This window comes from Chitinivibrio alkaliphilus ACht1 (assembly GCF_000474745.1).
GTDB lineage: Bacteria > Fibrobacterota > Chitinivibrionia > Chitinivibrionales > Chitinivibrionaceae > Chitinivibrio > Chitinivibrio alkaliphilus.
In genome coordinates, this window is the sequence record NZ_ASJR01000004.1 from 22,806 (window position 1) to 46,565 (window position 23,760).

General features: G+C 46.8%; 16 protein-coding genes. 11 read left to right on the top strand and 5 right to left on the bottom strand.

The features are described from left to right. The first annotated feature begins 326 nt into the window (after positions 1 to 326). From CALK_RS02685 to CALK_RS02710, 6 genes are all read left to right on the top strand, one after another. Positions 327 to 1,427 carry a CapA family protein gene (locus CALK_RS02685; protein WP_034636466.1) on the top strand — a complete coding sequence of 367 codons (1,101 nt, stop codon included), beginning with the start codon at positions 327 to 329 and terminating at the stop codon, positions 1,425 to 1,427. A 197-nt stretch (positions 1,428 to 1,624) separates the two neighbouring features. After that, positions 1,625 to 3,661: an ATP-dependent zinc metalloprotease FtsH gene (ftsH, locus tag CALK_RS02690; protein WP_420806137.1), complete on the top strand. Its 2,037-nt coding sequence runs from the start codon at positions 1,625 to 1,627 to the stop codon at positions 3,659 to 3,661. A 15-nt stretch (positions 3,662 to 3,676) separates the two neighbouring features. Then, on the top strand, positions 3,677 to 4,489 hold the full coding sequence (gene folP, locus CALK_RS02695) for a dihydropteroate synthase (protein WP_022636110.1): 813 nt from the start codon (positions 3,677 to 3,679) through the stop codon (positions 4,487 to 4,489). 6 nt (positions 4,490 to 4,495) lie between these two features. Then, entirely contained in the window at positions 4,496 to 5,782 is a 1,287-nt protein-coding gene (locus CALK_RS02700) for an SUMF1/EgtB/PvdO family nonheme iron enzyme (RefSeq protein ID WP_022636111.1), read from the top strand. A 2-nt stretch (positions 5,783 to 5,784) separates the two neighbouring features. After that, positions 5,785 to 12,291 carry a hypothetical protein gene (locus CALK_RS02705; protein WP_155851771.1) on the top strand — a complete coding sequence of 2,169 codons (6,507 nt, stop codon included), beginning with the start codon at positions 5,785 to 5,787 and terminating at the stop codon, positions 12,289 to 12,291. 71 nt (positions 12,292 to 12,362) lie between these two features. After that, positions 12,363 to 13,052: a hypothetical protein gene (locus tag CALK_RS02710; RefSeq protein WP_022636113.1), complete on the top strand. Its 690-nt coding sequence runs from the start codon at positions 12,363 to 12,365 to the stop codon at positions 13,050 to 13,052. Between the two features lie 33 nt (positions 13,053 to 13,085). On the opposite strand, the gene CALK_RS02715 is transcribed toward CALK_RS02710, so the two are convergent. Continuing rightward, positions 13,086 to 13,811, bottom strand: coding sequence for a pyridoxine 5'-phosphate synthase (locus CALK_RS02715; protein WP_022636114.1), 726 nt, complete (start codon positions 13,809 to 13,811; stop codon positions 13,086 to 13,088). A 17-nt stretch (positions 13,812 to 13,828) separates the two neighbouring features. Next, a complete protein-coding gene (locus tag CALK_RS02720; RefSeq protein ID WP_022636115.1) occupies positions 13,829 to 14,872 on the bottom strand; it encodes a divergent polysaccharide deacetylase family protein in 1,044 nt (347 codons plus the stop codon). Positions 14,873 to 15,023: 151 nt separating this feature from the next. Between CALK_RS02720 and miaA the strand changes: the two genes are divergently transcribed. The 5 genes from miaA (at position 15,024) to glgC (ending at position 19,645) form a co-directional block, all read left to right on the top strand. Then, the gene (gene miaA / locus CALK_RS02730; RefSeq protein WP_022636116.1) at positions 15,024 to 15,932 is read left to right on the top strand and encodes a tRNA (adenosine(37)-N6)-dimethylallyltransferase MiaA; all 909 of its coding nucleotides are present in this window, start codon (positions 15,024 to 15,026) and stop codon (positions 15,930 to 15,932) included. A 3-nt stretch (positions 15,933 to 15,935) separates the two neighbouring features. Continuing rightward, the gene (locus CALK_RS02735) at positions 15,936 to 16,244 is read left to right on the top strand and encodes a hypothetical protein (RefSeq protein ID WP_022636117.1); all 309 of its coding nucleotides are present in this window, start codon (positions 15,936 to 15,938) and stop codon (positions 16,242 to 16,244) included. 18 nt (positions 16,245 to 16,262) lie between these two features. After that, entirely contained in the window at positions 16,263 to 17,675 is a 1,413-nt protein-coding gene (locus CALK_RS02740) for a HEAT repeat domain-containing protein (protein WP_022636118.1), read from the top strand. Between the two features lie 37 nt (positions 17,676 to 17,712). After that, positions 17,713 to 18,279: an elongation factor P gene (gene efp, locus CALK_RS02745; protein ID WP_022636119.1), complete on the top strand. Its 567-nt coding sequence runs from the start codon at positions 17,713 to 17,715 to the stop codon at positions 18,277 to 18,279. 118 nt (positions 18,280 to 18,397) lie between these two features. Then, entirely contained in the window at positions 18,398 to 19,645 is a 1,248-nt protein-coding gene (glgC, locus tag CALK_RS02750; protein ID WP_022636120.1) for a glucose-1-phosphate adenylyltransferase, read from the top strand. A 44-nt stretch (positions 19,646 to 19,689) separates the two neighbouring features. Here glgC and CALK_RS02755 read toward each other — a convergent pair whose 3' ends face one another. The 3 genes from CALK_RS02755 to ahcY form a co-directional block, all read right to left on the bottom strand. After that, positions 19,690 to 21,099 (bottom strand): hypothetical protein, encoded by a 1,410-nt coding sequence (locus CALK_RS02755; protein WP_022636121.1) that lies wholly within the window; start codon positions 21,097 to 21,099, stop codon positions 19,690 to 19,692. Next, on the bottom strand, positions 21,092 to 22,189 hold the full coding sequence (locus CALK_RS02760) for a helix-turn-helix transcriptional regulator (RefSeq protein ID WP_022636122.1): 1,098 nt from the start codon (positions 22,187 to 22,189) through the stop codon (positions 21,092 to 21,094). The genes CALK_RS02755 and CALK_RS02760 overlap by 8 nt, the downstream gene beginning before the upstream one ends. 97 nt (positions 22,190 to 22,286) lie before the next feature. After that, on the bottom strand, positions 22,287 to 23,714 hold the full coding sequence (ahcY, locus tag CALK_RS02765) for an adenosylhomocysteinase (RefSeq protein ID WP_022636123.1): 1,428 nt from the start codon (positions 23,712 to 23,714) through the stop codon (positions 22,287 to 22,289). Positions 23,715 to 23,760 lie beyond the last annotated feature (46 nt).

Genomic DNA, 23,760 nt, shown 5'->3' on the forward strand with positions numbered 1-23,760 from the left:
TTTGAGAGATTCTTTTTGGGTAGGGACCGAAGAGAATTCACGGGTGGTTTATCCATCTGTTCGTAAGTTGTATCTTTTTTGTGATCGGTGATTTATATTTAAGAAAATTAGTTTTCCCGAGAGGGCTCTATGTGGTATTATCTGGGTGCGATTGTATTTTTGTTATTTGGACTGCATGTGTTTTGGGCGGGACGAAAGCCATGGCCTACGGAGAGTGATTATGGAAATCGTCTTTTTTCTATTTTAAGTTTTACTATTCTACAAAGTATCTCAGCTCTGTAAAACGAGCTGAACGGGGGAGCGGTTTTGAAGACTATTTCCGTTCAATGCGAGCCCCTTCCTATGAAACTCCCTTAGCCGATTCAACTGAAGTAACTATCAGTTCCGTGGGGGATCTAATGACCCGTCGTGATTTGGCTGCGCCTGCATCACGTCGTTTATGGGATGAAATTGGTGACTCCCTGTTTTCCGCAGATTTTGTCACCGGAAATTTAGAATTCCCCATAAATCCACATACCCAGCACTATCGTATTTTACGGTACTCCGTGCGGGAAGAGTTTGCTGAGCCTTTTATTTCTCTTCCCCCGAAAGGCGGGTTTGATTATTTCTCCCTTGGTAATAATCATATAAACGACTCTTATGCTGAGGGGGTGCGAAATACCATGGAGTATCTGGATGCACATTCTATACTCCATAGTGGGTGTTCGGCCGTTGAGGAAGACATCGATACGTTTCCCATTGTTGATATCAACGGTATTTCCGTAGCTCTCCTCTCATACACCTTTACAACCAACGGGGTTGAGTTAGAAGATGATTTTACCTATGGAGTTAATCTTGTACGGTTCAATGCTCTCGATGATGCAGACTACGATCCATCTCTGATCCATCGCCACATAGAAAAGGCTCGCCAAGACGGTGCGGATCTCATTGTCTGTAATATCCATTGGGGGATAGAGTTTGAGTACTACCCGTCAAAACGTCTTGTCTCACGGGCTCATGATCTCCTTGAGGCGGGGGTTGATGTCATTGTTGGGCATCATCCTCATATTTTGAATCCTGCTGAATGGTATACCACTAAGGATGGACGAAATACCCTCTGTTGCTACTCCTTAGGAAATCTCACATCCTTCGCTCTGAAGCGGCCTACAATGAAACTCTCAGAGATCGTGAAATTTTCCGTTGAAGCGGGCAACGCGAGTGATGGTTCACGAAAAATTCGTCTGACCGGTGCCACCATAGAGCCAACATTCTTTTGTAAGCATGGCTTTGGTAAAAAGGCTGATCACCGTATTCTTCCCTTGTTTAAAACCTACGAAGAGCTTGACAGTCGTTCTGATTTGACGCCCTGGCAAAAGTATCAGATACGCCATGTGTATGCAGAGTATCAACAGTATTTTCTGCAGAAAGATGCCTTTACATACGTGTAGTAATTAGAACCTTTCGAGAGTTTCCTTTTACGAAGAAGCGCCCTTATATATTTTAGTCCTCTTTGTTTTTTACAGGAGCAGAAGTGACAAACCGTAAGCAGAATAGAACCGAGCAGAGAGAAAATAAACAACGACGGCTTGAAAAACAGAATCGCCCGGGAAAGCCACAACCTTCAGTAACACCACCGAGCAATCCCATGAAAACCATGTTTGTCTGGGTACTTGTTGTTGTTCTTATGGTGGGCTTGCTTCGTGCTCTTGATCCTGCGGGAGATGGGGTTGTTGAGCTGAAATACAGCGAGTTTACCCGGCTTCTTGCTCTTTCAGATGGTAGTATGAAGGAAGCCGAGGATACCTCAGCGGTAATAGAAGAGGTGCAAGTAACTCTCAGCGGACTTCGTGCAAATCTCATGGGCTCTGTGAAAGATTCGCGTTATTTAGAAGAGGTTCTTGAGGAGGGGGAGCCCGTGGAATCACCAGAGTTTACGGTGGTCCTTCCCTTTGTAGATAGTCATATGTTATCCTCATGGGAGAATCGGGGGTTTTCTGTTTCCTTTAAAGAACAGGAAGTCTCATTTTGGGAAATTCTTCTGTCTGGATGGCCAGTACTGCTTCTTATTGCATTTTGGTTTTTTATGTTTCGCAATATGCAGGGCGGGCAAAAAGGAATGTTTAGCTTTGGCAAATCACGGGCAAAGCTTCATAATAAAACTAAGACCAGTGTAACCTTTGATGATGTTTCCGGGGCTGAAGAGGCAAAGGATGAACTTGCCGAAGTGGTTGATTTCCTAAAGAAACCGGAGAAATATCAACGAGTGGGTGGAAAAATACCGAAGGGGATTCTTCTACTTGGGCAGCCGGGGACGGGGAAAACGCTTCTTGCCAAAGCCGTGGCTGGTGAAGCTGATGTGGCTTTTTATTCTATCAGTGGTTCTGATTTTGTTGAAATGTTTGTTGGGGTGGGGGCATCCCGCGTACGAAATCTTTTCGAAGAGGCAAAGAAGAACTCGCCCTCTATTGTCTTTATTGATGAAATTGATGCAGTGGGACGTCAACGTGGGGCCGGTCTTGGTGGTGGCCATGATGAGCGTGAGCAAACATTGAATCAGATGCTGGTGGAGATGGATGGGTTTGAACAAAACTCCGGTATTATTCTGATTGCCGCAACAAACCGCCCCGATGTTCTTGATCCCGCCCTCTTGCGTCCGGGGCGATTTGATCGTCAAATTGTGGTTGATTCTCCTGATCTCCGTGGACGGCAAGGGATACTTGCGGTGCACACAAAAAAAATTCCCCTAGGTGATGATGTATGCTTACAAACAATTGCGCGGGGTACTCCAGGGTTTTCCGGAGCAGATCTTGCAAACTTGGTAAATGAAGCAGCTCTTCTCGCCGCCCGCTTTGATCAAGCAAAGGTTACCATGCTGGATTTTGAAGAAGCGCGTGATAAAATACTCATGGGTATGGAGCGCAACAGTAAGATCTTAACGGAGTATGAGAAAAAGACCACGGCATATCACGAAGCAGGGCACGCCATATGTACCCTCCATTGTGCCCATGCAGACCCGCTCCATAAGGTGACAATTATTCCTCGTGGCCGTGCCTTGGGGGTAACCTTCTCCTTGCCCGATGAGGATAAGCACAGTTACAGTAGAGATTACATGCTTGATCGTATTTGTGTTGCCATGGGTGGTCGTGTGGCGGAGTTATTAGTCTTTCAGCAGATGACAACGGGGGCGTCAAACGATATTAAGCAGGCTACGGATATGGCCCGTAAGATGGTTTGTGATTACGGCATGAGCGAGTTGGGACCAGTGGCCTATGGGAAGAATGATGAACAGGTGTTTCTCGGTAAGGATATTTCGCGTCAGCGTGATTTTTCTGAAAGAACTGCTGAGCGCATCGATGAGATTATTCGAAAAATTATTGAAGAACAAGAAAAACGGGTCTATGATATCTTTGAGACGCATCGTGATGAACTTGATTGTCTTGCCGAAGCCTTAATTGAACATGAACATTTGGATAAAGAAGAAATTGATATGGTGCTTCGCGGGGAAAAAATTACGGTGAGTAAGAAAAGTCGAATGGCACGTATTTTTTCATTGCGTAAACGTCGAGAGAGCGAGGCGGAAAAAGATCGTGATTCTGGGCAATATGCGTCGGAGGAAGATCGTAATAGCAAGGCGGAAGACATCTCTGATTCGGAAGACCTTCCTTCCGATGATTCAAAGTAGATACGGGGAGAGTACATGGGCAATGAGCCGCGACCATGGAATGTAATGGGAATTCTCAACGTTACGCCGGACTCCTTCTATGATGGTGGTACATATACGGACTGTGTTGCAGAGCGGGCGCAGCAAATGTATGATGATGGTGCCGTTGTAATTGATGTTGGCGGCGAGTCGACGCGCCCCGGTTCATTGCCTGTATCTGTGCAGGAGGAGTTGGATCGTGTAGTGCCTGCTGTTGAAGAGATTTTGCGTACCGTTCCCGTACAAATTTCCGTTGATACAACAAAAGCAACTGTTGCCCGCGCAGCGCTTCGAGCGGGGGCGACCATGGTGAATGATGTCAGCGGAGGTCGATTTGATCCTGATCTGCCCAGGGTTGCAGCTCAGGAAGATGCCTCTGTGGTTGTAATGCACAGCCGAAAAACCCCCCGCGATATGCAGGAAGATCCCTCCTATAAATCAGTCTTAGAAGAGGTGGCGCAAGAGCTCCAAGAGGGAGTTACGCGGTATGTCTCTGCAGGGGTTGCTCACCACAATATTATTATTGATCCGGGAATCGGCTTTGCCAAAACGTATTTCGATAATATCGCCCTCTTAGGGGGGTTGTCATCACTTTCTCTGCCCTATCCTCTTTTAATCGGTACGTCGCGGAAGTCATTTCTCGGAGCAATAACCGGCCGTGATGCTGCTGACCGTCTCGCCCCTTCTTTGGCAACGGTTGGACATGCCTATACACAGGGAGTTCGATGGTTTCGAGTGCATGATGTTGCAGAAACGGTTGATTATTTAAAGACCCTTGATTTTCTTACCACTGTGTCACCACAGGAGTAGCTTGCTATGGAAAATCTGCAGCGCCTGAGGCGTATACGAAGAGTATTTTTCTTGCTTCTTGCGCTATGTCTTATGCTACTTCTTTGGATGTATTTCCTGGGACAAGAGGCCTTTCGTCGTGAAGAGCAGGTCGCTGCCCATAGTCGTGCCCGTGCTGATAGCCTTGCCCGTGCTGATAGCCTAGCCCGTGCTGATAGCCTTGCCCGTGCCGATAGTCTTGCCCGTGCTGATAGCCTTGCCCGTGCTGATAGCCTAGCCCGTGCTGATAGCCTTGCCCGTGCTGATAGCCTAGCCCGTGCTGATAGCCTAGCCCGTGCCGATAGCCTTGCCCGTGCTGATAGCCTAGCCCGTGCTGATAGCCTTGCCCGTGCTGATAGCCTAGCCCGTGCTGATAGCCTTGCCCGTGCTGATAGCCTTGCCCGTGCTGATAGCCTTGCCCGTGCTGATAGCCTAGCCCGTGCTGATAGCCTTGCCCGTGCTGATAGCCTTGCCCGTGCTGATAGCCTTCAGGCTTTGCAGGAGCGGTGTAAAAAAGATACCCTCCCTCCATGGACCTATTTGCAGCCGGCGCCGGGACGATATGACGAGTCTCTCTCTGTGACCTTACAGAGTGTAACCGAGGATGCTCGTATTGAGTGGCGTTTTTCCACAGACGATACATTTCGTTTATATGAAGGGGAGTCTATTGCAATTGCTGATTCCGTAACCATTGTATATCGCGCTGAAGATCCATGTGGAAATGTTTTTTCACCCCGTGAAGGAACGTACGAAATTATCCCTCGAGAAAACCCTTGTCCAGAGGGAATGGTGTATATCACTCATGGAGGGGACCCCTTTTGTATTGACAAATATGAATGGCCGAACCGCGCCGGTGAGCTTCCCGTAAGCAATGTTTCCTTAGGACAAGCACGTGATTCTTGTTTTTCCCGGGGGAAGCGTCTTCCCACAGCAGAGGAGTGGCAGAGGGCGTGTGAAGGCCCGTATGAATGGCAATACCCTTACGGTGATACCTATGAGGTCTTTCCCTGTAATATTCGCAGTGAACGCCCGCGTCCTGCCGGGTATTTCCTTGGCTGCAGAACCTGGGATGGTGTCTATGATATGGTTGGAAACCTCGCTGAATGGACAAATACTCCCTCCGATGTCTCGCCCGGCTTCTTTGTTGTGCGTGGCGGTTTCTGGGAGAGTGGTCGCCGGGCCGATTGCAGGGTAAGTCGTCACAGTTATTACCCACAAAATCCACACAACCCCGTGGGGTTTCGCTGTGTTACTACTCCTGAGGATAGGAATTGATTGTGGGAAAACTAACTATTTTGGTGATACTGGGTATGGCGTGCACTCTTGCGGGGGTTGAACGTATCCTCCATGATGTATATCCGGAAGAATTTACCCCACTCTATGGCCTACGTCATCAAAGCTCACCTCTAATCACTCCGCCCCATGATCTTCTGGGAGCTCCCTCCTTTGGTACCGTGCGTGACACCACGGAGATTGATTTCGAAAATCGATCAATAACCTTTCGCGTATATGATACCTTGACAAATACCCCGCTTCGCACGGTCCATTATACGGAGCTTTCCCAATACCTCTCCGATATGATGATAGAGGGAATTGAAAATAGTTGGAATGAACATCTCTCCGAGCAAGGAGTGGAGGCGCGGCGGCGACGTGCCAGGGAAGAGGATGATCTTACCTTTGCTCTTCCCACGGAGTTGCCCTTGTGGGCACGAAGAATACTGGGTGATGAGCCGCCACAGCTGAGTATTTCCGGTTCACAGTCACTGCGTGTTGGATATGAACGTACTGTTTCTGGTACTGTGGGAGATGAATCAAATTTTGATCGCAGCTCCAGTCCGGTCTTTGAACCCACGAGTGATTTTCGTATTCAGGGGTCGGTAGGGCGGCTTCTCGATATGGAGATTGTCCTTCGTGGAGAAACGGGAAGTGATGCCTTTTCAGATCTTGATGACCAGCTGAGTGAGATTCGCCTTCATTACCGAGAAAGTTATCCAGGGGAATTGGAAGATGACATTATTCAGGAAGTTGAGTTAGGGCGTACTAATTTCAATCTTCCCGGTTTGGGGTTAATCGGGTATCCCACAGGAGGAGAAGGGCTTTTTGGGGTAAAGGTGAAATCGAGAATTGGCCCCTTGGATCTCACCACTGTTTTAAGTACGGAGCAGACCGAAAGCAAGTCTGAACGTATTGATTTGACGGCGGGGTCTCGACCGGTGATAATTAATGAAAAAGATTATGTTCAGAATCGTTTTTTCTTTGTTGATACCTTGTATCGTGAAATATACGCACGGGAATTAACCGATGAAGCCCGGGTGAATGAATATCTGCAAGAGCAGGGGCTTACGTCCATTCCTACGGTTGAACGTCTTGATATATATAAAGAGATCCCCTTGAGCAGTAGTGATGGGGATACGCGGGATCATTTTATTGAGTATGCAGACCCTGATGGTCAGCTAAGTTTTGGCCGATTTCGCCGGCTCAATCCCATGGATGAATATGAACTTGACAGAAATTATAATATTATTCGATTTAATAATAGCTTACGTTCTTCCAGCCGTGTTCTTATGTCTGTGGAGTTTAGTGATGGTCATGAGGGAACGGGCCAGCCAGATACAATACGGGCTGAAATAGAAGGGGAGGAGCGAACTATCCTCACGGGGTTACGTGTGTTGAAAAACCCTGAGAGCGATACCTACATGGACAACGAAGAGTTTCCTCTCATGTTGCGTAATGTTTACAGTATTGGACGAGGTGATCCATCGGGGTTTGAATTTGATATTAAGCGTATTAACGATGATGGTCGTTCAAGCCGGCGCAATAGTGATGACGACCTGTTCATTGATCTCATGGGGCTCACCAGTGATGGAATTATTGACCGAAATAACTCTACGATCTTCGATCATGAGGCAGGGTTTGTTTTCATTCCGCCTTATATGAGTGATGAGATAGATGATGACCAACGTGTTGATCCTCTTCATCCATTTACCAATAGAAATTTGGGAACCAACCGTAATGATGAACCAAATGTGAATGATGCAATTTATGATCCACGAGCACGGAACCTTGACAACCGCTTTGAAATACATACCGCAACGAGTGAGCGCCGGACCCGATTTAGTCTCGGATTTGGTCTTATTGAAGGCTCTGAGCGAATCTGGCATGGTGCGGATACCTTGGTACCGAATCAAGATTACACCATTGATGCCTTTACGGGGGAAGTTGAATTGGTATCTAACCGTGCACGAAGCTATAGCCACGTTGATGTTTCATATCAGCAGGAAGCCCTGTTTCTTCTCGATAAAAAGACTCTTTTTGGGATAAACGGGTATCTTCAGTTTCCAAATCTGGGACGAAACTCGTATCTCTCCACATCCCTTCTTATGTTACGAATGAGCTCTGGAAGTGCGACTCCACGTATGGGAACCGAACCCTTTAATCGCCTTTCGTACGGTACAAGTTTGCGCCTTGACTTTCAGCCGGAGTGGATGACCGCTGCGGTAAATACGATCCCTGGTATAGACACCGATGCCCGGTCTGGAGCGCGCTTTGATTTTGATATAGCCCGGAGTGTTGTGACCTCAAGCGTTGACCGGTCAGATGGTGCTTTTGTTGATAATTTTTCAACCAGCGCACGAAGTTTTAACCTTTCAAGCAACCATTTTTCATGGTATCGTTCTTCCCCACAGTATCATCCTACCCCCGAAGAGTATTTTTACAATCCTCCGGCATGGCATTTTTACTGGCATCGCCCCGTTGCAGGGGATAATCGTACGGAAAAACGTGATATTTACCCCAGTGATACTATTCGGCACCAAACAGAGTATGTGAGTACCCTCCGATTGACCGCACAACCCTTTCCGCCAGATCTGTCTCTTCAGGAAGGACTTGCTCAGGCAGATGAAGAAGTGACTCCCTGGGCGGGTATTATGCGTGGCTTGCAAGGGAGTCTTCGTGATCGGCAGGATGATCGGTACTTTGAGTTTCATCTTGGCCCGCATGAATCATCGGGAACCCTCTATGTAGATATGGGTGAGATCTCACAGGATCTCTCCCTTGATGGCGCACAGCCCAATAATCGGGAAGATTTTGAGAAGTTTTCCGGCACCTTGACTCCCGATGATGACCTTGGTCTCAACAGTCTTCCCGATAGCCTTGAATACTGGTGTTACCCTCGATGGGACGGGGACGGCTTTGTGTGGGATACCCTTCGCTATGGTGATGAGCGGTTAGGAAAATGGGCGGATGATCCTGCCCGCGACAATTTTCGTCTCTACGATTCGGATAATCGGAGCAATCGCATGTATGTGAACGGTACAGCGGGAAATATTGTGGTTAATGATCAGCCTGATCGGGAGAATTTTAACCAAGACGGCCGTTTTCTTGTGGGAAGCCAGTCTCAATACTTTCGTTACGAAATTAATCTTGATGATCTTGAAAACCATCCTTACACAGAACCGATTCGGCGCAGCGATGGATCTGAAACAGGGTGGTACCGGGTACGACTTCCCGTGAGTGTTATTGCCGAGCCGGATTCTATTGTCGGAGAGCCGGCATGGAGTGATATTACACAGGTGCGGATGCTCTGGAAAGATTTTGCTGATTCCTATGCAGACACAGCGTGGAAGACCCTTGAGTTTGAAGGGATGCAGTTTGTCGGAAATCAATGGACAGAGTATCTTGATACAGCCTTTGTTGCAGATGTTGATGAGGTTGAGGTAGGAAAGGTGATTGCCAGGACCCTTGATTCACGACGGACAGAACGATACGAAGAGCGAATTCCCGTAGATATTGATAGTACTGGCGGAGAAGCGGTTACGCACTATACATTACAAGTTGATTTTTCATCTATTGAGCCAGCCTTTACTTCTGATGATCAAGATTTCCACGGCGTTGAGCGCCGTTTCTCTCAGCAGGGAAGTCTCGACTTTTCCCCCTACTCAGATATCGAATTTTATCTCTGTGAGGAACGGTTGCCAGGAAGTCTCTCTTCTCTGGAAATAAACCCTGATAATGATGTGTGGTTTTCCCTGCGTTTAGGAAACAACGACTCTTCATATTATGAGTTTCGAACACGGGATCTTCCTTCAGGAGGGGAATGGAACTGGGAACAATTTCAGGTATCTCTCGATGCGTTAACACAATTGAAACTAGATTGGTTTAATACGTACGGTTCACGGTCCGGTGGTATTGATACGACCATTACAACCGATCAAGGGGAATTGCGCGTGTACAGCACTAATAATAACTACCCCTCGCTTAGCTCAATTCGATGGATTGGGGTTGGGGTGGTAAATCAGGATGCGCAGGAGTATGACGGGGTTATAAAGCTCACTGATTTTAAAAGCACGGGTATTAGTAACTACAAAGGGGTGGCCATGCGCTCCTCTCTTCGTCTGGATTGGGCTGACTTTATCGATAATACGATGAGTTTTGATTACCGTGATGCTACTTTTCGCAGTATGTCTGACAATGTGAATATGGCCAATAATGCCACCATGAGCAGTGGTATTAGCGGGGAAATTCGTCTTGATCGTTTCTTAGGTGATCGCCACGGATTTCGCGTGCCTGTTGGGGGGAGTGTAAATGCACGGTTGGAACGTCCCGTACAACGAGCAAACAGTGATATAGAGTTGCGTCAAGATGGATCATATGATGGTTTTCGCGATATGGGACGTGATTTTGGGGCTATTCTTATTGGGCGTGATTCGAGCGAAGCAACGAATGTGACCCCCTCTGAAGAGTATCAAAATATCAGTCGTGACTACACTTTTTATACAGGGTATGAAAAAAATCGTACCTCCGATGGGGTCTTAGGGCGGCTTATTGCTGACAGAATTAGCGTATCTTACGACTATTCCTATCGTGAAACAATAAACCGTCATGGACGCATTCCTCTGAATGAGCTTATGGATTATTCCCATTGGGGAATCGATTACTTCCATGCTGATATCTATGGGCAAACACGGCATAATTCCGCCCTATCTTACGATATGACCCCCGCTCGGCCTATTCGTGACCGTGCGTCGGCGCGGCCCTTTGCTGATCTCAATATCTCCCTCTTACGGGGGCTTCGCTTTAACCTGCTTCCCGAACAGATGAATCTTGATCTTATCGATTTTAGTTTTACCAGGACAGAGGACTATAGCTCCCTTGACGAGGTAGAGCAGAGTTCCTATGAGTGGGAGCCGGAGCGCCGCCTTCGTATGCAGCATGGCTTGTCCTTTAACTATCGTCCCATTGATCCTCTTACTCAGTTTCGCTACTCTCTCTCAGTGGATCGTAACTTTGACCGTTTTTTTAATCGGTGGGACGGCAGTTCATTCAGTGAGTTTTGGAATGAAGATGTTTTGTTTTCCCGTCAGCCCGAATGGCGAGACTATCACTTTCTTTTTTCGGAGAACTCCCGCCGCCAAAATGCTTCCATGAGTTTGAGTCCTGACATTGGTCGGTGGATAGATCTTTCAACGGATATCACAACCTCATACAGTCACTCCCTCGATCTTGCCTCCGATAGTACCGATTTAGATTCACGTGTATCAAATGAGTTTCGTGTTTCCAGCGGGCTTCATCTTCGCCGTCTCTTTCGGACACTTTCAGATCATATCGAAGGCAATCGGGAAGAGTCTCAAGGCAGTGTGGCAGGTAATATTGCCGATTTCTTTGATCTTGTAAATCTTTCAACAGTAAACCTTACCTACAGTGCGTCCATGGAGCTGCGTAATACGCGCATGACCCCGGCGTATTTTGATACATATTTGGGTGGAGACTATGTTGATTATTTTGCCTACACCCTTGGTGTTCATGGGCGTTCTCTTCGTGATATTATGACCGGTGATATGGATGATGAATCGTACTTTGGTGGAGTGCGGCATCGTAACGATTGGTATGATGGGGTTCAACGTAATACGGGAGATCGAAGAAATACAACACGTCGAGTTGAAGGGCGGACAAGTTTTGATATTCCCGCCTTAATTGATCTTCGTATTAACACTCTTTCCTTGCAGTGGAATCAGACCTATACCATAACCCCGGAGCTCACCCGTTTTGATACCACAACGACGTGGCCCGATTTTCGCATTGGAGCAAGTACCTCCTTTCTGGAAAATCTTGAGAATATTCGCCAAAATTTTCGAAGTTTTCGTTTGCGGACAGGGTATAATTTTAATAAGCGGCTTCGTAAGTATTCTACCTACTGGATTGATGATCGTCCGGGCAGTGAATATTTGGAAGACCATACCTTCCGCTATGGCTTTTCTCCTCTTATTAATATTGATGCGACCCTGCGTCAGCCCGGTATAAACGTTAAATACACCCTGAATAGAACCTACGATACCACCCTCACCATGTCCCATACCCTAGAGCCTGACCCCGATGTTCCCGGGCAACTACAGCTTGTATCAGAGTTTGATGGTGGTCGAAAGACCATATCTACGGTGCATTCCTGGGAAGCAACGTATCGAACGCGGGGCGAGTCGGGAAGGTCTGTGCAATTTTTTGAAGGTCGCCCCGTGGATGTTGTGGGAGACGTAACCTATCGTCTCAATATTTCTATTGATAAGAAAGAGCATCGTCGGCACCGTGCCGATAATGACGGCAACCGTTCAACGGAAGATATGGTAGAGTATGATGAACGAACCTTTACCCTACGTCCACGGGTGGAGTATACCTTCACCGATAAGGTTGATTTTTTGTTTTCCTATGAGATGCAGCGGCGCATTACCGGTGAAAGTCAAAATGTCCGTGATACGGATCGTCTCTTTGCGGAAGTAACTGTGCGTTTTTAAAATATTTTTCCTTAAGTTATCCCCTCCGTCGCCGATGGAATAATATAGACGGTTTAACTAAGGTGGAAACGATGCTGGGCAATATTTTATCACAAGGATCATCTGCAGGGGGAGGTCTTCCTACTTCTGTCGATAAAAAGCCGGGAGTGAAGCAACTTTCCCAAAAACAAGGGTTTTCCTATCAGGCAGACTCTTTCCAAATGAGTGTACGGGATTCAGCCGGTACAACCTACGATATTTCACTGTTGAAAGAACGCGCACAGAGTTTTGATTTTCAGAAGTATACTGAGCAGGATCAGGGTACTTTTGGTGATATTCGGGGGAAAAGTCAAGACTCTTTTACGCAGTTGCTTCAGACAAGTTACTCCTCCTATTCTCTTGAAATATCTGTTCAAAAGGACTCAGGGAGTACAGGCGAGCTCTCAACGGAAGAGCTCATTAATCAGCTTCCTGATAAATGGAAGCCCCAGGGAGTGGTTGATTCAATTATGAGCTTCGTACAGGGCTTTGAGGGCAAAACGGATGCTGAGGGGCGTGAGTTTTTCGAGATGACGAAAAATGCTGTTTTAAAAGGCGCCGAAGAAGCCTTAAAGAAGCTAGAGGGCTTCCCTGATTCTGTGGTTGGTGTCGCAGAGGAAACGGTACGTGCTCTGAAAGAAGCCTTGGAAAATTGGGGACAGGAGCGTGGGTGGATCTCTTCTGAGCAAGAGCCAACCGAACCAACACCCGATGCATCATCGGGCCTTGATATCACTGCATAAACGATAAAAGACCGCCTTAAAGCGGTCTTTTTTTTATACCAGACTTCCTGTGTTGATAAGACGAAGCATCTCTTGAACAGCTCGTTCGAGCCCAACAAAGACAGCCCGACTAATGATTGAATGCCCAATATTTAATTCGTTCATGTGAGGCAGTTGTGCAATGGGCGCTGTGTTGTGGTAGTTGAGCCCGTGCCCTGCGTTTACGGTGAAACCGAGTTTATGCGCATATTCCGAGGCTTCGCTTAGTTTTTCCAACTCTTCCTTTTGAGCAGCCCCCTGTGCGTTCGCATAGTATCCCGTATGAAGTTCTATATGAGTTGCACCGGTTTTTTTTGCTGCTTTTATTTGTTGAAAGTCAGGGTCAATAAAAATTGAGACAATCGTATTATTTTCCTGAAGTTTCTGGATGAGCGGGGAAATTTCTTTTTCCCGTCCTTGAACAATTAGACCTCCTTCTGTGGTACGTTCCTCCCGTTTTTCCGGAACAATTGTTGTCATATAGGGACGTACATCACAGGCAATGGAAACCATCTCTTCCGTAAGAGCCATTTCAAGATTAAGAGGACAGGTAATTGCCTCTTTCAGCACGTAAATATCTCGGTCAATCATGTGTCGTCGATCTTCACGTAAGTGGGCCGTAATGCCATGGCATCCGGCAATTTCTGCTACGGATGCGCCGTGTACTGGTTCAGGTTCAACTCCGCCGCGCGCCTGTCGTAGGGTTGCGATATGATCAATATTTACTCCAAGGGTGGCCATGGGAATACCTCCTGAGGTTATGGTAAGGGGGAAAGGTGAATACCCCGTTCTTCAAAGTACGGGGCTGCCTCTTCAAGGGCAGAAATAAACGCCGGTGTTGCAGCAACCCAGAGGGTAACGCTTCCTGATCGTATTGCCCGATCAGCAACCTGTTTGAGGCGTGGAAGAATATCTTCCTCTGTATCAGTATCAAAGGAGACATTTTCGTAGAGATAGGTGAGCCCCTGAGAACGGGCATCTTTTCGTTCTTGATCTGTGTTTGGGGCGGGTAACGCAGATATGGGGCGTCGGTCGTAAAAGGGGATATTACGTGCACTTAAAGCTTTGAAAAAGGTTTTTCTGCTGCGGGAATTACTGAGTACCCGTGATCCCCCAACAGAGGCAACTGCCCGGGTTGTGGGGGCGTTTCGCAAAATATCTGCAATTTTGAGTTCCATTTCACTCAAGTTATTATCCAGCATGATGGTGAAGCGGGAGCGAACGGTATTTCGATCAATCATAGATTCCAGGGGGATCTTTGTAAGAACTGCTTGATCATATCGTTGTAGGAGAGAATAGTAGTCTGTAGCGTTGTCTTTCCATGGGATGAGTACATAGGTAAAGCCACCGTAGGGGAAGGTGAGGTAGTCAAGACGATCGCTCGGTGAAAGTGCTTCTACGCCGTGTATAATAAAGTGAACCTCCCCCGTATGAGCCGCATAATATCTTCCTCGTTGCAGAATAACCCGAATATCTTCCTCATCTCTCCGACTGCTTTCAAAGTGCACAATTGTGCGTTCATTTCGCTCGTGCATGTAGGAGTCACTGAGGGAGTACGAGGTTCCCGAAGCACCTTGCTGAACCCGTTGCACAATCTTTTCCATGGGTACTCCTCGGGGAACAGTGCAGACAATCTCACGTACTCCCGTTGCAAGGTCGAGGGAGATAGAAAAATGATTTCGCTCCATCCCGTACTCTTTCAGCTTATATACGATGTTTCGTTCCAGATTGCTGAGTTTCTGTTCCAGGGCGTGTTGACTTGTGGAAAGTTGGGTTGTACTTTCCCGCAAGGAGAGAAGCATTGCCAAGAGAGCCACGGCAACAAAGAAAGTAATAAGGGCTATTTTTTTATTTTATCAGGAGTCATAGATAATTTCATTGTTGTAGGATGTTGCACGTAAAATAATTATTTTAACGTGTACTCAGGGATAGAAACCGATAATAGGATGTTTTATGAAAATACCGGTTGTGTTAGGCCCCACGGCAGTGGGGAAAAGTGGCTTCGCCCTTGAGGTTGCGGAAAAAATACAGGGGGAGATTGTCTCCTGTGACTCTCGGCAGGTGTATCGATTTATGGATATCGGGACGGCAAAACCCTCATTGCAAGAGCAGAAACGAGTCCCACATCATCTGCTTGATTGTGTAGATCCTTCCCATGAATATTCTGCCGTGCAGTGGGCAGAGGCTGCGCAACAGGCCCTTGATGACATCTGTTCCCGGGGGCGTATTCCCGTGATCTGCGGGGGAAGTTTCTTCTATTATCAGGTTCTTGCAGAGGGGGGGCGGGGCATGTCTCAAAAAAATGAGACCTTTCGTCGTGAATGTCATGCCCGTGAGCAGCAGTCACCGGGAGTTTTGTATGCAGATTTGCAGCGGGAGGATCCTCGTCGGGCTGAAAATATTCATCCCCATGACATCTACCGGACCATACGTGCCTTAGAAGCACGGTATTACCCGGCAGACAGGGTGAATGAATCTGTCGGGGGTGACCATGAGTTTGTACCTCTTGTTCTTACCCGTCCTCGTGCGGAGCTCTATGAGCGAATAAATACCCGTGTTGTCATGATGAAATTCCATGGTTTGATAGAGGAGTTTTCTGCTCTCCTTGCGCAGGGCTACGGTGAGAGTACGCCCGGACTGAAAAGTGTTGGATATAAGGAGTTATTTAATTATATTCATGGAAAGTGTTCTCTTGATGACGCCCTGTCTACAATTCAACGGAATACGCGAAGATATGCAAAGCGCCAACTGACATGGATACGTAATAAACTCTCTTCGAACTATGTATTCAGGGCAGATCAAACATGTTCTATGGAAGAGACTGTATTGCGATTGGTGCATGGAAAATACGAAAAGGAGTAGGGTGTGACACAACGATCGAGGGGTGATCAGGAACAGCTTCGTTTGCTTTCACGTATTGTACGGCAGAATGAAGTAATGATTAGCTTATTGCGAACCCTTTGCGGGGAGAAGAAAACAGAAGCCCGTGCGGCACGTGTTCCTGCTGCGGATCAGGGGACAGATGTACAAAGTACAAAGAAAAAGAGTAGTCCTGCCGATAGAAGGAAAGAAGAGGCCATCGCTGAGCCCCAAAAGACACCGCGTAAATCGGTTGACACTTCAGAAAATAATATTGGAGAGCCTGATCCATATGATCTCTTCGATCTAAAATAGATTTCTCAGGGAGAGCCCGTGAAGCTCCATTATTCGATTCTTATTCTTATGAGCCTTCTCATTCCCCTTGCGGGGAAGACGAGACAGAGTGCGATCTACCGTATTCCCCATGCAGACTTTCTTCACGGAGGGAGCCTGGCAAGTCAGTATCGCCTGGTGTTTCTCCATGATAGATCCGACGAGCTTGAGCATGTGCATATGGGAAGAGCTTCATTTGGGGTGAGTGAATATCTTAATCTGTCCCTTGACTGGACAGGAGAGGGAGTCTCCTTTGGGGTAAAAGGGCGCATTATGAGTGAGCTGAATGGGTGGCCCTCCCTTGCTATTGGAGTGCGCGATCTCTTTGCCAGCATGCCCATGGCATATGACTTACAGGATGTTGAAAAAGCGGAACGAACAGGGGAGCTTTTTATTGCGGCGGGACGGACGATTGATCCTTACGCAGTACGGTTTCACGGAGGAGTTACGAGTCTCCCTGATTCAAAGAGTGACCAGTTTAATCTTTTTGTGGGCATGGAAAAGCATATTGCCGGTTCTTTTTTTATTACGTTAGAAGGATGGAGCATGGCCGATCGGTTTCACCTGCTCTTTTCAAGTACCTTTCGGTTTTTAGAAGATGATCGCGGTGAAGTGGTCTTTGCCCTCACAGATCTTGAACATCTTCTGCGAGATTCACGGGGAAATACAAGCTTGGCCCTTCGCGATGACGGGCGCGATGATGGTGTTCGACCGGCCATATCCCTCGGGATTGGGTATACTTTTCCCACGGGGGTGGGGGAAACCGTGGCGTTTCGAAGTTTAGAAGATTTGTACCAGCAGGGACGCGACGATATGGATGCGCTCAAACAACGTCTAAGCCTGCTGGAAGATTCCCTGGAGGATCTTTCCGTACACCATGGTCATACCACGCATCGTGTCGATTCCCTTGCGGAGTATATTGCGTCCATAGATTCTCTCTCTCCTGAATATCGAGAGGTGTACTATATACTCGAAGATTTACATCGGCATTTTACCACACGCCCAGTTAATTACGAACGGATCCGTCGGTATCAGCAAGATATCTACGGCTTGGGAGATGCCGCTGTGGAGCCACTTCTTACAATTGTAGCACAGGAGGATGTGCCCGTTCCTATTAAATACCAGGGTGTCTCTGTTTTGGGGCATATGCAACGCAGTGAAGCGGTCCCCCTGTTTCTTGAACAGTTGGCAGAGAGTCAGGATAGTCGGTATCGGGTGGAGCTGATTGTTGCTCTCGGGTTTATTGGAGACCGATCTGCGCAGGATGTCATAGAAGAGCTTACTACTTCTGCAGATACCATGGTTTCTACGGCAGCGCGAGAGGTATTAACCATGTGGGAGACGGGGGCTGGAAGAGAAACCCTTCAGGAGCAAAGCCCCTTTACCATCGATCTTGAATACATTGAACAGTAATAGTAACCAATAATTTTTTCTAAAGGTAGTGCAGTGTATGTTTAAAGCAAGTCAGTTATCAGAAGGTAATATCATTATTTTTAATAAGGAACCGTACAAAATAGTGGAGATGAAAAATACCATGACCGGTCGTGGTGGTAACACTATTTCAACGGTATTACGTCATATCATTAATGGGACACAGGCAAAGCACCGTTTTAAATCTGATGATAAGGTGGAACGCCCTTTTATTGAAAAACGTGATTTTGAATATCTCTATGCCGCAGGGGATGATCTTTTCTTCATGGATCTGGAGACTTTCGATCAGGTTGATATGAAGCTGGAAGAAGCCGGAAGTGCTGCAGGATACCTTATACCAAACACCAAATGTACCCTTGAAATATATGAAGGCCGCCCCATCGGGATTCAGGTTCCGAAAACAGTAGAGCTGAAGATTCTTTCCACAGAGCCAGTTATTAAGGCAGCAACCGCTTCTAATAGTTCTACAAAACCGGCAGAGCTTGAAACGGGAATTAAGGTGCAGGTTCCCATGTTTATTGAGGAAGGTGAAGTAATTGTTATTAATACGGTTACAGGAAAATATCAGGGAAGATCAGAGTCGTAGCCTTTTTATGGTGGTAAAATGAAAAAAAATCGGTATTTCATTGCCGATTTTTTTTATTATGCTATCATTCCCAAAAAGAGTAAAAGCACGTAGTAACTACCAAAATGAAAGGACTGTTATGGATACCTTTAACAGAGTGTCAGGGCATCCCAATGTTATGGCCATGGTGATGGCCGGGGGAGAAGGGTCTCGTTTGTATCCTTTGACGAAGGACAGGGCAAAGCCAGCGGTTATATTTGGAGGGAAATACCGAATTATTGATTTCGTTCTTAATAATTTTGTCAATTCAGGAATTTATAAAATTAAGGTGCTTACCCAGTTTAAGGCAGACTCCTTAATTCGTCATATTACGGGTGGATGGACCTTAAGTCCCATGCTTGGTCAATATGTAGATCCTGTGCCTGCACAGATGCGCACCGGAAAAAATTGGTACCAGGGTACGGCCGATGCGATTTATCAAAATCTTAATCTGATTAAGGATGAAAACCCGGACTATCTTGCCGTGTTCGGTGCTGATCATATTTACAAGATGGATATTTCTCTGATGTTGAAGTATCATATCTCCAATGGCGCTGTTGCGACGGTTGCGGCGATACCAAAACCTATTGATGAAGCCTCTGCTTTCGGCGTTATTGAGATAAATGAAAATGGGAGAATGATTGGGTTTCAGGAAAAGCCTGCTCATCCTAAGCCGATTCCCGGAAACCCTGAGATGGCCCTTTGTTCCATGGGCAATTACATCTTTACGAAAGAGTTCATTGTGGATCGTCTCTGTGATGATGCAGATGATACTGCCTCAAGCCATGATTTTGGAAAAGACATTATACCTGCAATCTACGAAAAGTTTCCCGTATATGTGTATAATTTCGCTAATAATGTTATCCCCGGTGAAACAAAAGAGCAGAGTACCTATTGGGAAGATGTGGGAACCATCGAAGCGTATTATCGGGCAAATATGACCCTTCGCGATGTTATACCTGATATTAATCTGTATAATTCCCGCTGGCCCATACGGACAAAGGCAGGGCAGAGTGCACCCTCAAAATTTGTGTTTGGGAGCAAGAAGAATGAAAAAGATCCCCGGGTGGGACAGGCAATTGATTCCCTTATCTCCGGTGAGTGTATTATCTCCGGTAGTGAGGTGATTAACTCGGTCTTATCACGAGGGGTGCGTGTTCATAGTTATTCACGGGTAGAAGACTCCATTGTCTTTCCCGATGTAGAAATTGGGGATCGATGTAAGATTCGTCGTGCAATTATAGACCGTGATGTAAAGATTCCTGCGGGAACGGAGATCGGCTTTGATATTGAAAAAGATCGTGAGCGGTACTTCGTATCGGAAAGCGGTATTGTTATTGTCTCATAGATCACAAAAGGAGCGCGGCGCATATAATCTGTGCCGCGCTCTTATCACAACGAGTTAATAACTTGATTCAAAAGATGTGATATCTCTTCGGTCACATCCTTTTCTTTAAGAATATGTTGTAGGGAAATCTCCGCGATAGTTTTCACTCTTCCATGCCGTTCTTTCAGTTGTAAGGCGTGGGAAAAAGCCTCATTAAACTGCTTTGTTCGGGTAAAGAAGTGGCAGAGTTCAGTACGCAGAATATCTTCCTGTTCTCTATCCACGGAATCGAGAATATCACGGGCTGCGGCAAGGGTTTGTTCAGAGGCGGTTTTTTTGCCGATACGATGGTAGGCTTCTGCTAAGCTCAAGAGGCTACGGAACCGATACGTCCTGTTTTCTACAGAGCGAATTATCTCGTGGGCTTGGGTGAAAAAACCACGGGAGTCTCCATGGAGTATCGTATGATACATTCCAGCCTTTGCCAAGGCAGGTGCTGCTTGGGAGGGGGTATCGATACGGGGGAGGTTTGTCTGTATATTTGTTCCGTGTATGCTCCGTGCCTGCTCTTTTTTATCGAGGGCAATAAGGGTATCCACAATAGTAGCAAAGGCGCTGAAGCGAAGATAGGGTGATTCTGTAATAGTACTGGCCCTTACAATGGCTGTGTTGAGGTTTTTAAACGTGGGGGCCATGAATCGAAATTGTTCAATATAGGCACTTTCCTGCAGGTAGGTATCACGAAGATCACCCTGCAAAGCGCGTGCTTCTGTTTCCATGCCCATGGCACTGTAGGCACTGAGGAGTGAGAGTGTGAGGCGTTCACGCAAGAGTGATCTTTCCATTGCTGTGAGGGATATGCGCGCCCGTTCAAGTAGTTTTAATGCCTTTTCCTGCTCATCAATGGCATGATACATAACAGCCAGAGAGGTAAGTAGATCGATGCGAAGTGGGGCGTGAGGAAGTTCATTGAGGTAGCCGAGGGCGTTTCCTAGATGCTTTCGGGCTCTGTCGTCACTCTGTCTGTTCGTATATGCTTCAGCAAGAAAGAGGGAGACGACCCCCTTGTAGTAGGGATCACTGAGCTGATCTGTGATAAATAGCAAGAGAGAAAATAAATCTTCCTCGGCCTGGGCCCGTTGTTGTATTGCTGGAAGAATACGTGATTGTAACTCTTCTAAGGTATAAGAACCAACGGGGATGGTGCCGGCAATGAGATCTTGGGTTGTACGTGTAGAACGATATCTATCGCGGCGCAGGGTTTGTAGTTCCGAGAGGGCTTTATTGTAGAGGTGGAGGGCTTTTGAATAATCCTGCGAACTCATTTCTTCAGCTTGGGAGATGAGCTGTGCTGCTTCTTCGATAATTTGCTGGGCCTGTTGTTCCCGTCGTTGCGTATGAACAAGAAAAATGATGCCGCCCACGGCCAACACCAAGAGAACCACCACAAGGTATCTGATGAGTTTCTTATTCATGCCTATGCTCCTTTTTTCGATATTCATTAGGTGAACAGTGACAGGTGTCTTTAAATATACGGTTGAATGTGGAGGGGTACCGATATCCCACGGCAAGAGCTATTTCGGTTATTTGCCGATCTGTTTCACGAAGCAGTCGCTGGGCTTCTTTTATACGTAATGTGTTTACATATTGGCGAAACAGCATGGCATAGTTTTTTCGCAATAATTCCGGAATTTGAGAGCGACTGATTCCGGTGTTTTCCGACACCATCTCTACGGATAAATCGGGATTATCAAATTCAGAGCCGATGTAGTCCGTCAGCCGTTGGAGATCTTGGTCAATATGATTTTGAAGGAGGATGTTCTTATGTGGAGGAAGCGGAGCTGGTTTTTCCTGCGGTACTCTTTGATAATAGAAGAAGAGGGCGAAGGAGAGAATCGCCCCTGCCACGATGCCATACAAAAGGAAAAATGGCGATTTTTGTGTGACCGCAAGGGATGTTATGGTGGTGCTGTAGGGGGTTGTAATTGTGTTTTGTTCATGATTCGTGAGGACAATGGATTCTACGTGTAAGCTGGGACGAAGCTCTTGAATATCTTCAAAGAAGAGATCATGCTCATTGAGCCACCATTGGGGGGGAATGAAGTTTTTCAGCAGGAGTGGATGTGTTGTGTCTGACGAGCCTGTTTTAATGATCTTACAGAGCTTTACCCGAGAAGGGCTGTGTTCTGCTTCGGTGGTTGTATTAAGACAAACGGTGATGCTTTCGGTTCTGTTATCAGCAATTGAAAGAAGCAGGGTATCATATTCGGTAAGAGCAAAAAGCTCTGTTTCGTTTTCAAAGCCAATCCCTGCATAGGGGTAGGCGTACCCTTCTTGGAGTGTGTAGGTAAAACGGATTCCCCGATCTGTTTTTTCATGGAATACAGAGCTCTGCCCTTTCCATTCAAGGGAGTCGGAAAAGGTGTAGATGTGTATGGTGTCATCTTCCGGAGTGTAGATAAATCGGGGGCTCCCACGGTACGCCGTGATAGAGAGTATCCCTGCGATAAGGAGTAGAAAGATTCCTGCAAAAAGAAAAAATCGTGCCCGTTCTATTTGTTTCATACTCATTTTATCCGTACGTGCAGAGTCTTCTCATAAATATATTGGGACACATGAAAAATGTGTCCCTTTTTTTCTTGATGAATAAGAAAAGAACGATTTAATATCGGTAGTGTTCAGGCTTAAATGGCCCTTGAGGATTCACTCCGATATAGGCTGCCTGTTCCTCCGTCAGTTTTGTAAGCTGTACACCCAGCTTCCCTAGATGGAGGCGAGCCACTTCTTCATCCAGTTCTTTTGAAAGGCGGTACACCTTGTTTTCATACGTTCCCTGCTTGTTCCACAGGTCAAGCTGTGCCAAGGTTTGGTTGGTAAAGCTGTTTGACATAACAAAGGAAGGATGCCCCGTGGCACACCCGAGGTTTACCAATCGTCCCTCAGCAAGAAGGAAAATAGTTTTTCCGTCGGGAAAGATATATTTGTCAACTTGGGGCTTGATATTGATTTTTTCTATCTGTGGCCACGCGTTGAGCTTATCAACCTGAATTTCATTATCAAAATGACCGATATTACAGACAATTGCCTGATCCTTCATTTGCGACATGTGTTCGGCTGTGATAACGTCTTTATTCCCGGTGGTTGTTACGTAAATCATGCCTGTTCCGAGGGTTGCCTCGACAGTTTGCACTTCAAAGCCTTCCATGCTTGCCTGGAGGGCACATATCGGATCAATTTCAGTCACGATAACCCGCGCACCAAAACCTCGTAAGGAGTGGGCACAGCCTTTTCCTACATCGCCATAGCCGCAGACCACGGCAACTTTTCCGGCAATCATTGTATCCGTAGCCCGTTTGATGCCGTCTGCTAAGGATTCCCGGCATCCATAGAGGTTGTCAAATTTAGATTTTGTTACGGAATCATTTACATTGATGGCAGGAAAAAGCAAGCTCTTCTGTTCCATCATCTGGTATAATCGATGTACTCCCGTGGTGGTCTCTTCTGACACACCGCGAATCTCTTGCACAATGGATGACCAGAAGGTTGGAGTTTCGGCATGAACCGATTTGAGTAGTGATTTTACCACCGCCTCTTCTTCTGTCTCTGCTGGTTCATCTACCCAGGAAGAGCCTTGTTCGAGTTCGTATCCTTTATGAATGAGCAGGGTGGCATCGCCGCCGTCATCGACAATAAGCTGTGGGCCGGTTTCTGCTCCAAAACGGAGGGCTTGAAAGGTGCAGCGCCAATACTCTTCAAGGGTTTCGCCTTTCCACGCAAACACGGCGGTGTCCGTGGCCGCAATGGCTGCGGCAGCATGATCTTGTGTGGAGAAAATATTGCACGAAGCCCATCGGATATCCGCTCCCAGCTCCTGGAGGGTTTCAATGAGTACGGCTGTTTGTATGGTCATATGGAGAGAACCCATTATGCGCACGCCCTTGAGAGGTTTCTCTGTGCCATATTTTGTTCGCGCCGCCATAAGGCCCGGCATCTCCTGTTCTGCAATTTCAATCTCCTTGCGGCCCCATTCGGCCAGTGAAGGGTCTGCAATAACAGAGTTTCGTGTGTCCCATAAGGTAATTTTCGACATAGGTGCTCCATGGTTGAAGTGGTGTATAAAATATGCTCTTTCTGTG

What these genes read in the sequence shown, in the direction of transcription:
- miaA (WP_022636116.1), top strand. Translation starts at nt 15,024, where the DNA reads ATGAAAATACCGGTTGTGTTAGGCCCCACGGCAGTGGGGAAAAGTGGC.
- CALK_RS02685 (WP_034636466.1), top strand. Translation starts at nt 327, where the DNA reads ATGCGAGCCCCTTCCTATGAAACTCCCTTAGCCGATTCAACTGAAGTA.
- glgC (WP_022636120.1), top strand. Translation starts at nt 18,398, where the DNA reads ATGGATACCTTTAACAGAGTGTCAGGGCATCCCAATGTTATGGCCATG.
- CALK_RS02760 (WP_022636122.1), bottom strand. Translation starts at nt 22,189, where the DNA reads ATGAAACAAATAGAACGGGCACGATTTTTTCTTTTTGCAGGAATCTTT.
- CALK_RS02715 (WP_022636114.1), bottom strand. Translation starts at nt 13,811, where the DNA reads ATGGCCACCCTTGGAGTAAATATTGATCATATCGCAACCCTACGACAG.
- CALK_RS02720 (WP_022636115.1), bottom strand. Translation starts at nt 14,872, where the DNA reads ATGCTTCTCTCCTTGCGGGAAAGTACAACCCAACTTTCCACAAGTCAA.
- CALK_RS02755 (WP_022636121.1), bottom strand. Translation starts at nt 21,099, where the DNA reads ATGAATAAGAAACTCATCAGATACCTTGTGGTGGTTCTCTTGGTGTTG.
- ftsH (WP_420806137.1), top strand. Translation starts at nt 1,625, where the DNA reads ATGAAAACCATGTTTGTCTGGGTACTTGTTGTTGTTCTTATGGTGGGC.
- folP (WP_022636110.1), top strand. Translation starts at nt 3,677, where the DNA reads ATGGGCAATGAGCCGCGACCATGGAATGTAATGGGAATTCTCAACGTT.
- efp (WP_022636119.1), top strand. Translation starts at nt 17,713, where the DNA reads ATGTTTAAAGCAAGTCAGTTATCAGAAGGTAATATCATTATTTTTAAT.
- CALK_RS02700 (WP_022636111.1), top strand. Translation starts at nt 4,496, where the DNA reads ATGGAAAATCTGCAGCGCCTGAGGCGTATACGAAGAGTATTTTTCTTG.
- CALK_RS02710 (WP_022636113.1), top strand. Translation starts at nt 12,363, where the DNA reads ATGCTGGGCAATATTTTATCACAAGGATCATCTGCAGGGGGAGGTCTT.
- ahcY (WP_022636123.1), bottom strand. Translation starts at nt 23,714, where the DNA reads ATGTCGAAAATTACCTTATGGGACACACGAAACTCTGTTATTGCAGAC.